General features: G+C 73.1%; 8 protein-coding genes. 3 read left to right on the top strand and 5 right to left on the bottom strand.

Annotated elements, in window-relative coordinates:
- Positions 1-112: 112 nt before the first annotated feature.
- The gene (locus ACIOFR_RS15635) at positions 113-1,462 is read right to left on the bottom strand and encodes a lipase family protein (protein ID WP_400996908.1); all 1,350 of its coding nucleotides are present in this window, start codon (positions 1,460-1,462) and stop codon (positions 113-115) included.
- A gap of 629 nt (positions 1,463-2,091) precedes the next feature.
- Between ACIOFR_RS15635 and ACIOFR_RS15640 the strand changes: the two genes are divergently transcribed.
- From ACIOFR_RS15640 to ACIOFR_RS15650, 3 genes are all read left to right on the top strand, one after another.
- On the top strand, positions 2,092-3,366 hold the full coding sequence (locus ACIOFR_RS15640; protein ID WP_400996911.1) for a PucR family transcriptional regulator: 1,275 nt from the start codon (positions 2,092-2,094) through the stop codon (positions 3,364-3,366).
- A 167-nt stretch (positions 3,367-3,533) separates the two neighbouring features.
- Complete coding sequence (locus ACIOFR_RS15645) at positions 3,534-4,337, top strand: glycerophosphodiester phosphodiesterase (RefSeq protein WP_400996914.1); 804 nt, start codon at positions 3,534-3,536, stop codon at positions 4,335-4,337.
- Complete coding sequence (locus ACIOFR_RS15650) at positions 4,334-5,722, top strand: MFS transporter (RefSeq protein WP_400996916.1); 1,389 nt, start codon at positions 4,334-4,336, stop codon at positions 5,720-5,722. The genes ACIOFR_RS15645 and ACIOFR_RS15650 overlap by 4 nt, the downstream gene beginning before the upstream one ends.
- A gap of 105 nt (positions 5,723-5,827) precedes the next feature.
- Here the strand turns inward: ACIOFR_RS15650 and ACIOFR_RS15655 are convergent, their stop codons facing one another.
- From ACIOFR_RS15655 to ACIOFR_RS15670, 4 genes are all read right to left on the bottom strand, one after another.
- On the bottom strand, positions 5,828-6,625 hold the full coding sequence (locus ACIOFR_RS15655) for a glycoside hydrolase family protein (RefSeq protein WP_400996918.1): 798 nt from the start codon (positions 6,623-6,625) through the stop codon (positions 5,828-5,830).
- Between the two features lie 73 nt (positions 6,626-6,698).
- Positions 6,699-7,526 carry a thaumatin family protein gene (locus ACIOFR_RS15660; protein WP_400996920.1) on the bottom strand — a complete coding sequence of 276 codons (828 nt, stop codon included), beginning with the start codon at positions 7,524-7,526 and terminating at the stop codon, positions 6,699-6,701.
- Between the two features lie 24 nt (positions 7,527-7,550).
- A complete protein-coding gene (locus tag ACIOFR_RS15665; protein ID WP_400996922.1) occupies positions 7,551-8,282 on the bottom strand; it encodes a chitinase in 732 nt (243 codons plus the stop codon).
- A gap of 290 nt (positions 8,283-8,572) precedes the next feature.
- Positions 8,573-8,956 carry an HPP family protein gene (locus ACIOFR_RS15670; protein WP_400996924.1) on the bottom strand — a complete coding sequence of 128 codons (384 nt, stop codon included), beginning with the start codon at positions 8,954-8,956 and terminating at the stop codon, positions 8,573-8,575.
- Positions 8,957-9,150: the final 194 nt, after the last annotated feature.

Genomic DNA, 9,150 nt, shown 5'->3' on the forward strand with positions numbered 1-9,150 from the left:
GGCTCCGGCGTGAGCGCCCCGGGGGCACCGCCCGGGGCGCGGGCGGGCCCCGCCGCGTGGGGCAGGGTGCGGCGGGGCCTCGGGAGTACGGGGGTGTGAGGGGCGCAGGTCGTCAGGAGGTCGGCGCCGGCTGCTCCGGGTCCAGGGAGTTCCCGGCGGGGATGTGGCCGCAGTCGGAGGGCGCGGTGCGGCCCGCGAACCGGTCGTTGAGCCAGCCCAGGGCGAGGGGTGCCCAGACGACGGGAACGCCCACGTGGCTGAGCAGGTCGAACTGCCGGAAGTTGATCGCTCCGTCGCCGGTGGCGCAGTACTGCCGGGCGAGGGCCCGGACGTCCCCGGCGACCATGACCCCGTCGCCGGTCCCGATGCCGGAGGGGCTGCCGAAGGTGCCCTCCAGGACGCCGCCGTTGCCCTGCGCGATGTCCCCGGGGACGGTCGGGGTGGGAGCGGAGCCGAGGTTGATCCGGTTCACCGCCGCGAGGAAGGCCGGCACCGAGTTCGGGTCGGCGTACTGCGGCTTCGCCATCTTCTTCCAGGTCAGCCCCGGGTAGTGGCCGACGGCGTCGACGATCGACCCGTGCTCCAACTGCTGGTAGACGGACAGGCCGTAGTCGCTCAGGTAGGGCTTGAGGTCGATGCCGAAGGAGCGGGAGACCCCGATGACCGCCATCGGGATGACACCGCTCCACACCAGCGAGCCGTCGACGTACCTGAGGTTGTGGGCCGGGTCCACGAGCAGGCCGCCCTCGGTGAAGCCGACCAGCCTGCCGTTGACGTCGGGTGCGTAGCTCGGTGCGAGTGCGGCCGCCCAGTTGGTCGCGATGGCACCGCCGGAGTAGCCCATGAGCCCGAAGGCGGTGTCGGCGTTCATGCCGGTGTCGGCGGATCTGGTCGCGGCGCGGATCGAGTCCAGGGTGTTGGTCCCGTACTCCGGTCCGGCCGCGAAGTCGGCGCTCTGTCCCTCGGTGTCCGGGATGACGAGGTTGTAGCCCTGCGCCAGCAGCGGCACCAGGAAGAGCGCCTCGGCGTTCGGGATCAGCCCACCGAGGGTGAGGTTGCCGGCGACGGCGCGGGACGGGCTGTCCTGCGGGTTGAGGGAGTCGTAGAACGACTGGTACGAGACGGCCCTGCTGCCGTCGCCCGTCAGGCTTCGCACCACCGTGGTGACGTTGGCGGCCGGGCGGCCCTGCGCGTCGGTGGTGCGGTACAGCAGCTGGATCGCCTTCACCGGGGTGGGCAGCCCCACGAGGTGGTACGCCAGGGTCCGGGTCTTCAGCACGGTGCCCGGCGCCAGGGAGGCCAGCGGCACGTTGCCGTCGTAGGTGTAGAACGGGTCGCTCGCCGAAGCCGTCGAAGCCTGCGGTGCGGCTGCGGCGGCCGGGCCTGCGGTGGCGGCCACGGCCGATGCCGCCATGGCGGCGGTGACGGCGACGGCGAGCAGCCGAGACGTGTTCCTGCGCATTTCTCCCCCGGTTCGTGGGATGGGATCAACGGGATCTGGTGGCGGTACAGGGCCCCGCGGCCACCGCCGCGCGGAGGCGCGACGGGGTGACGTGGGCGGGTGACACGGCGGGGTGACGCGGGCGCGGCGGCCGTCGGGCCGGCGCCGTGTCGGGGCCTGACGGGTGGTCGGGCCCGTGGCGTCGGCCGGATCGGAGGACGGTCAGGGCGCCGCCTGGCGGCTCGAAGCGGCGGGCGACGGCGGCGTTCCCGTACCGGGGCGGCCCCGCGCCGGCGGGGCGACGCCCGTCACCGCACGGGGCCACCGGCGGGGTCGGGGCGGCGGGCGTGCGGCGCGGTGGTGTCCCGGGGGACGGCGAGGGCGGCGGCAGGTGGGGGCGCGGCGGCCTGTGGCGCGGGCAAGGCGGTCCTCCGGCGGGTGGGGGTGGGAGGGGGTCGGGCGGGGACGGGCGGGGTCGGGCGGGCGTGGCTCTGTGGGGGTCCGGTGGACGGTGCGGTCAGGGTGTGCGCACCTCTGGTGGTCCACCGGCGAGCGTGTTACCAACTGGTAGGTAACGTCCCGGAAAACATGATGACCGCGGTACGGCGCCCTGTCCCCGGGCCGGACAACAGAGATTCGCGAGGTGGATTGTGACCGCGTCCAACCCGGCGCAGCGCGACCCGGCGCCACGGCTCGGCGACATACCCGTGCACGAGCGGCTCAGGACCGCCGCGGCGGCCCTGGCCCCCGCCGTGATGGCCCAGCTCGTCGAGCAGGTCCCCGCCTACGGGGCGCTCCCCTCCGAACAGCTCCGCGGCGAGATCACCCGGGAGGTCGACCGCGGCATCCGGGCCTTCACCGAGGTGCTGCGCACCGGTGAACCCCTCGGCGAGGGCGAACTGGCGCGGATCAGCGAGTCGTCGGCCCGGCGCGCGGACGAGGGCGTCCCGCTGGAGGCCGTCGTCGGGGCCTACCACTTCGGGGCGCAGGAGTGCGCGGCCCAGGTCCTCGCGGCCGCCGGACCGGACGACCTGCCGGACGTCCTGCTGGTCCAGCAGCGGTTGCTCGGCTACCTCCGGCTGGTGAGCTGCGCGGTCGCGGCCGGGTACGTCCAGGAGCGGCAGGCGGCGCTCGGCGACGAGCAGGTCGCCCGGCAGTCGCTGCTGTCCACCCTGCTGGAGGGTGGTGACCCGCAGACCGCGGCCGACCGGGCCGGACTCCCGCTGCCGGCCTGCTACCTGGTCCTGGGCATCACGATGGGACCGCACCCCGACGAGCTGCTGCCCGGCGTGAACCACGCGGTCGCCGCCCGCCGCAAACTCCGGCGGCTGCGCAACGAACTGCAGCGCCAGACCGCGGGCGTCCCGCTGTCCGTGCTGTCCGGCAACGGCGGGCTGGTGCTGATCCCCTCCGACACACCGCCCGCCGACTTCGGCGCCACCGACCGGGACCGGCTCTCCCGGCTGGTCGAACACCTCGGCCGGATCTGTGGCGCAGCGTTGCTGGTGGCGGCGGCCGCCGCGGCACCGGACGGCGTGGCGGACGCCTCCCGACTGGTGGGCGAGCTACGGGAGGTGGCACGGGTCTCCGGCCGCGGACCCGGGCTGTACGTCCTCGACGACGTCCTGCTGGAGTACCAGCTGAGCCGCCCGGGCCCGGCCAGGGACCGGCTCGGCGCGCTGCTCGCCCCCCTGGCCGGGCGCCCCGAACTGCTGGACACGCTGCGTGCGTTCCTCGCCTGCGGGCTCGACCGGCGCCGGGCCGCCGCCCGGCTCCAGGTCCACCCCAACACCGTCGACTACCGCCTGCGCAGAGCAACGGAACTCACCGGACTGGACGCCGCCCGGGGCGCCGACCAGCTGACCCTGCGCGCCGCACTGGCCGCCCACGACACCGTCCGGCACGGCGGGCGCGACGGTGGCTGATGCCGCCCGTGCGGGCCGACGGACGGCCGCTCCCGCCCCACCCGGCGTTACTGCTTGACAGCCTGCGCAATACTGTAACGCGCACGGCCCGGGCACCGTCCGAGCGGGCAGCACAACCTGGGCCCCGCGGGCCCGACGGTCCCCTCCCAGCAGCTCCGGAGCACCACATGCACCCGTTCCTCGACCAGCCGGGGCCGCTGGCCTTCGCGCACCGGGGCGGCGACCTCGGCCACCCCGAGAACTCGCTCGCCGCATTCGAGGCTGCCGTGGCCCTCGGGTACCGCTACCTGGAGACGGACGTCCACGCCACCCGCGACGGCGTGCTGGTGGCCTTCCACGACTCCCGCCTCGACCGGGTCACCGACCGCACCGGGGCGGTCGCCGAACTGCCCTGGGACATCGTCAGGCAGGCCCGGATCGGCGGAACCGAGCCGGTGCCGCTGCTGGAGGACCTGCTCGGCTCGTTCCCCGCGGCCCGCTTCAACATCGACGTCAAGGCGGCCCCGGCCGTCGGGCCACTGGTCGAGACCGTCCGCCGGACGAACGCCTGGGACCGGGTCTGCGTCGGCGGCTTCTCCGACAGCCGCCTCGCCGCCGTCCGCGCCGCCGCCGGCCCCCGGCTGGCCACCTCGCTCGGCCCGCGCGAGGTGGCCCGGCTGCGGCTGCGCTCGCTGGCCGGCCCGCTGCTGCGGGGACGGGGAGCGCCGTTCGCCGGGCTGTGCGCGCAGGTGCCGGAGCGGCACCGCGGCGTGCGGGTCGTCGACCGGGCATTTGTCCGCACCGCCCACCGACTCGGCCTACAGGTCCACGTCTGGACCGTGGACGATCCCACCCGGATCAGGGCTCTCCTCGACCTCGGCGTGGATGGCATCATGGCCGATCACATCGGCGTCCTGCGGGACGTCCTCGACCAGCGCGGCTGCTGGACCGACGGCAGCGCCGGCTCCAGCACGGAGACAGGAGCCCCATGAACACCACGGACCCCCTGTCGGACCGGTTGACGGACCACCCGGCAACCGCCACCGACGGCCGTGCCCTACGGCGGATGCAGTTCGGCTGGTACATCAACGACTGGGCCAACGCCGCCTTCTCGGCCACCGTCCTGACGGTGTTCCTCGGTCCGTACCTGACCACGGTGGCCAAGAACGCCGCCGACCCGGCCGGCAACGTGCACCCGCTCGGCCTCTCGATCCGCGCCGGATCGTTCTTCCCGTACACGGTCTCCTTCTCCGTCCTGCTGTCGGTCGCGGTGATGCTGTTCACCGGCACGGTCGCGGACCGCACCGGGCGGCACAAGGAGCTGATGTGCGGCTTCGCCTACGTCGGCGCGGTCGCCACGATGGGGATGTTCTTCCTCGGCGGCGACCACTACCTCCTCGGCGGCGCGCTGCTGGTGGTCGCCAACATCGCGTACGCGGTGTCGGTCGCCCTCTCCTACGCCTACCTCCCGGGACTGGCCTCCCCCGACGACCGCGACGCCGTGTCCTCCAAGGGCTGGGCGTACGGGTACGCGGGCGGCGGCCTGCTGCTGGTCGCCAACCTGGCCCTGTTCGAGGGCCACGACGCACTCGGCCTGTCCACCGGCACCGCCGTGCGGATCTGCCTCGCCTCGGCCGGCCTGTGGTGGGCGCTGTTCACGATCGTCCCGCTGCTGCGGCTGCCCTCCCGGGCCGGTGTCGCCCCCGAGCGCGCGGCGGCGGCGGACCTGCCCGCCGCCGGCAGCCTGCGCGAACTGGCCCGCACCCTGCGCGGCATGCGCGAGTACCCGCTCACGCTCCTCTACCTGGGCGCCTTCCTCTGCTACAACGACGGCATCCAGACCGTCGTCTCCCAGGCCTCGCTCTACGGCAGCGAGGAACTCGGCATGGAGCAGACCTCGCTCGTCGCCGCCGTGCTCCTGGTCCAGATCGTCGCGATCGGCGGCGCGCTGCTGCTCGGCCGGATCGCCCGCCGGTACGGCGCCAAGCGCACCGTCCTGGGCTCCCTGGTCGGCTGGGTCATCACCCTCGCGCTCGGGTACCTCATGCCGGCCCACCAGCCCGCCTGGTTCTTCGCACTGGCCTGCATGATCGGCCTGGTGCTCGGCGGCAGCCAGGCCCTCTCCCGTTCGCTGTTCTCCCACCTCATCCCGGCCGGCCGGGAGGCCGAGTACTTCAGCGTCTACAAGGTCAGCGACCGCGGCACCAGTTGGATGGGCCCGCTGGTCTTCGGCCTCGCCTACCAGATCACCGGCAGCTACCGCTCGGCGATCATCTCCCTGCTGGTGTTCTTCGTGATCGGCTTCGCCGTCCTGCTCAAGGTCCCCGTCCGCCGCGCCATCGAGGCCGTCGGCAACCCCGTCCCCGAACGGCTCTGACGGCCCGGGCCGCACCGGACGGCCGCACCACCGGACTCCGCCCCTCCGTCAGCGTGAGGGTGTTTCCGGATGTCGCGTCCGTCCGGCTGCGGCCGGGGCCCGTGCTCAGCCGGCCGCGCGGTACGCCGCACCCATCCGGTTGGGCGTCGCCCCCTTGTAGAGACCGGTGCCGCCGCGGTCCGCGGAGAGCGTGAACCACGCGTAGCGCTCGACGAAGGGCAGCCCCTGCAACATGGCGGCCGACTTCGTCACGAACGCGGCCTGCTGTTGCGGTGTCGGATACCTCGGGGTGCCGCTGGAGAAGTCGATCAGGGCGTACTCGGTGAGCCAGATCGGCTTCCTGTAGCGGTCGTAGGTGGCCTGGAGGTAGCTCCGCAGCTGAGCCGTCGCGGCATCGGCGCGGAAGTCCGAGCCGTACCAGTGCAGCGGGATGAAGTCGACCCGGTAGTGACGGGCCGCGGCGCCCTTCATGAACTGGTCCAGCCAGCCGCCCGCGCGGTCGCCACCGCCGGCCACCGCGGGCGCCCCCAGCCGCATCCCGGTCGACTGGAGCCGGGGCCAGAGGTCGAGGGCCCGGCCCGGGCTCATGCCGGCCTGGGCGGACAGGTCCGGTTCGTTGAATCCGAGCAGGGTCCTGCCCTCCCGCCTGGCCGTGTCAAGTTGTGTGTCGGTCACCGAGGCCGCACCCCAGATCATGGGCACGAACTCGACGCCGGCCGGCGGCCTGATCTGCTGGCGGTCCGAGGACCAGGTGTAGAACCAGCCGACCCTGGCGTCGGCCATCGCCTGGGTGACGCCGGTGAAGTTCCAGGCACTCACGCCCTTCTTCTTCACCGCGCCGGCGGCCGCGTCGGCCGGCGTGCCGACCATCAGGCAGCTCGACACCGCGAGCAGAACGGTCAACAGGCGTATTCCACGCCGCACCGTGTTCCTCCCTCTCAGCACGATTTCCCTTGCGGAGTCGCGGACGGGACGCTCACGCGACGCCGGCGAACGTGACGGTGAAGCCGCTGCAACGACTGCACTGCTGCATCACCCGGTTGCCCGGCTGCTGGTCCTGCTTGGACCACGTGTAGGCCTTGGGGCACCTCGCGCTGAGCGCACGGCTGTAGTCGCTGGGGGTGTCCCGGCTGGGGTTGGTGCACAGCATCGGCCTGCCGTCCGGCCAGCGCCGCAGATCGGCGGCCGGGCAGGCGGGCAGCAGGTTCGCTCCGCAGCCTCGCGTATCGCATCCGCCGGCGGCCGGAACCGTGACGTTCAACGGAGTGATCGTGATCGGCAGCGAGAACGCGTTCACGTAGCTCACGTCGTACCAGGGAGCCTTGCCGTCCCTGCTGTCGAAGTTGAACTCCGCGAGACTGACGGGTTGTTCGCCCGTCGTGCAGTGGTCCGCGAACCGGCCGCAGTCTCCCACCCCGCAGTGGAAGGTACTGCCGGAGGCACCGCCGCAGCCCTGCCGTGCGAAGAACTTCCCCCGCCAGTGGAACGGGGCGGCCGTCTCCGGAATCGTCACCGTCGCCGACTGGCCGGGCGCCAGGACCGGCAACCGGCCGAACTGCTTCGACCCGTCGGCGTTGACGCCACTTCCGATCCACAGCTTCTGTGCGGAACGGTTCACGAAGGTGACCGTGTGGTTGACCGCCGCAGCCGGAGCCGCGGCCGGAGCCGGAGCCGCGGCCGACGCGGTGCGGGTCGCCGTGGCCGTGGCCGTGGCCGCGCCCGCAGCCGTGGCCGCGCTCGGCAGCGCCGCCGTCAGCACGACAGCGGCAACGACGGTGAACAGCCTGGTCAGGAGCGTGCGCATGACTTCCTCCTCGGGATCACCCGCTCAGCAGGTCAGATTGCTGCCGGGGGCCGCTGCAAGGATCCGGGTGAACTTCTTGTAGAGGCTGACCCTGTGCTGCATCTGCGCGGTGTTCCTGCCGCCGCACTCCACGGCGCCGTTGATGCTGCGGATCGTCTGACCGAATCCGGCGCCGGCGACCACTGCCTGGTGCGCCGTCATGGAACCGGGCCCGTTCTGGGTGTTCCAGTACCACAGTGCGGTCTTCCAGGCGATCTGGGCGTTGGTCCGCACCAGGTCGGGGTTGTGCAGCAGGTCGACGTGCAGGGCGTCGCCCGCCGCCTTGTAGTTGAAGTTCCAGCTGAGCTGGAGCGGGCCCCGCCCGTAGTAGGCAGCCTTTCCGGCCGGACACCCGTAGGGCTGGCGGGCGTCGCAGTACGTCGGATAGTTGGCGGTGTTCTGCTCCACGACGTAGACGAGGCCACCGGTCTCGTGGCTCACGTTCGCCAGGAAGGCCGCCGCCTCCTGCCGCTTGACCGTGTCGCTGCCGGTGCGCGCGAATCCGGGGTAGGCGCTCATCGCACCGACCAGCGCGTCGTAGGTGTAGAAGTGGTTCCTGTTCGGGAACATCGCGTCGAACTGGGCCCGGCTCACGACGAAGCCGGCCTGGCCCGCCGCCGTCGAGCGGGCCGACTCGGTGGCGGAGGCGGGTACCGCGAGCGCCGACACGGCCGCGGCTGCCGCGGCGACCATCAAGGCCGAGCGTCGAAAGGGCATGGCTGTCCTTCCTTACCTGGTGACGGGTTTTCGGGATCGCCGGCAGAGAATGGCCGACCGTTCAGGTGTGGCCACCATCCAAATTCGCTGGGGTGTTCATGTCAACACCGCACCGAAGCGGGCCTGCCTCCTGCCGGGCCCGACCCGCCACCCCACCGCCAGGGCCGCCGAACTGCCCCTCCCAGCGGTACTGGTGGCCACGCTGCCGGACGACCCGACTTGCCCCGAGTACTCGGTGCCGCGCGGCGGTGTGTTCGGCAAGGCCCCGTCAACAACGCCGGTCGATACGCCTAGAGGCTGAGCAGGCCTATGGCGCGGCCGTCGTCGTCCACCACCGGCCACGCGTCCAGGCCACGGGCGCGCATGGCCACGGCCGCCGTGGCAGCGGGCATGTCGGCGGTGGCGAACGGGGCGCGGTCGAGGACGATGTCGCGCACGGGGGTGCGCTCGGTGTACCAGGACCGGGCCTGGAACGGTGCCAGGTGCAGACGTGTCAGCAACCCCGCGCAGCGGCCGTCGTCGTCGCGGACCAGGATGTGGTCGGCGCCGGAACCCCGCAGGATGTCCGTCGCCGTGTCGACCATGACATCGTCGCTGACCTGCAGCTCCGGGCGGGTCATGAGGTCGCCGACCGTGGCGGCGCTGGTCATGGGGTGTTCGAGGGTGCTGGTCATGGGCGGACTCCTCCGTGTCTCTCCCGCCGGGGCCGGCGGGAGTCGGTGCACTGGCGGTGGGGCGGCCGACGGCGGCCGCCGGGGCCCGGGGGGGGGGGGGGGGCCCCGGCCGCCCCCGCGCCGGCGCCGTGCAGAACCTCCCGGCCGCCGGCGCCCAGGCCGCCGGCCGCGCCGCCACGCCCCCGCAGGGCACC

The sequence above is a fragment of the Kitasatospora sp. NPDC088346 genome (assembly GCF_044740765.1).
GTDB lineage: Bacteria > Actinomycetota > Actinomycetes > Streptomycetales > Streptomycetaceae > Kitasatospora.

Excerpts from the sequence above, each read along its gene's own strand:
- ACIOFR_RS15635 (WP_400996908.1), bottom strand. The coding sequence starts at position 1,462 with ATGCGCAGGAACACGTCTCGGCTGCTCGCCGTCGCCGTCACCGCCGCC.
- ACIOFR_RS15645 (WP_400996914.1), top strand. The coding sequence starts at position 3,534 with ATGCACCCGTTCCTCGACCAGCCGGGGCCGCTGGCCTTCGCGCACCGG.
- ACIOFR_RS15650 (WP_400996916.1), top strand. The coding sequence starts at position 4,334 with ATGAACACCACGGACCCCCTGTCGGACCGGTTGACGGACCACCCGGCA.
- ACIOFR_RS15660 (WP_400996920.1), bottom strand. The coding sequence starts at position 7,526 with ATGCGCACGCTCCTGACCAGGCTGTTCACCGTCGTTGCCGCTGTCGTG.
- ACIOFR_RS15665 (WP_400996922.1), bottom strand. The coding sequence starts at position 8,282 with ATGCCCTTTCGACGCTCGGCCTTGATGGTCGCCGCGGCAGCCGCGGCC.
- ACIOFR_RS15670 (WP_400996924.1), bottom strand. The coding sequence starts at position 8,956 with ATGACCAGCACCCTCGAACACCCCATGACCAGCGCCGCCACGGTCGGC.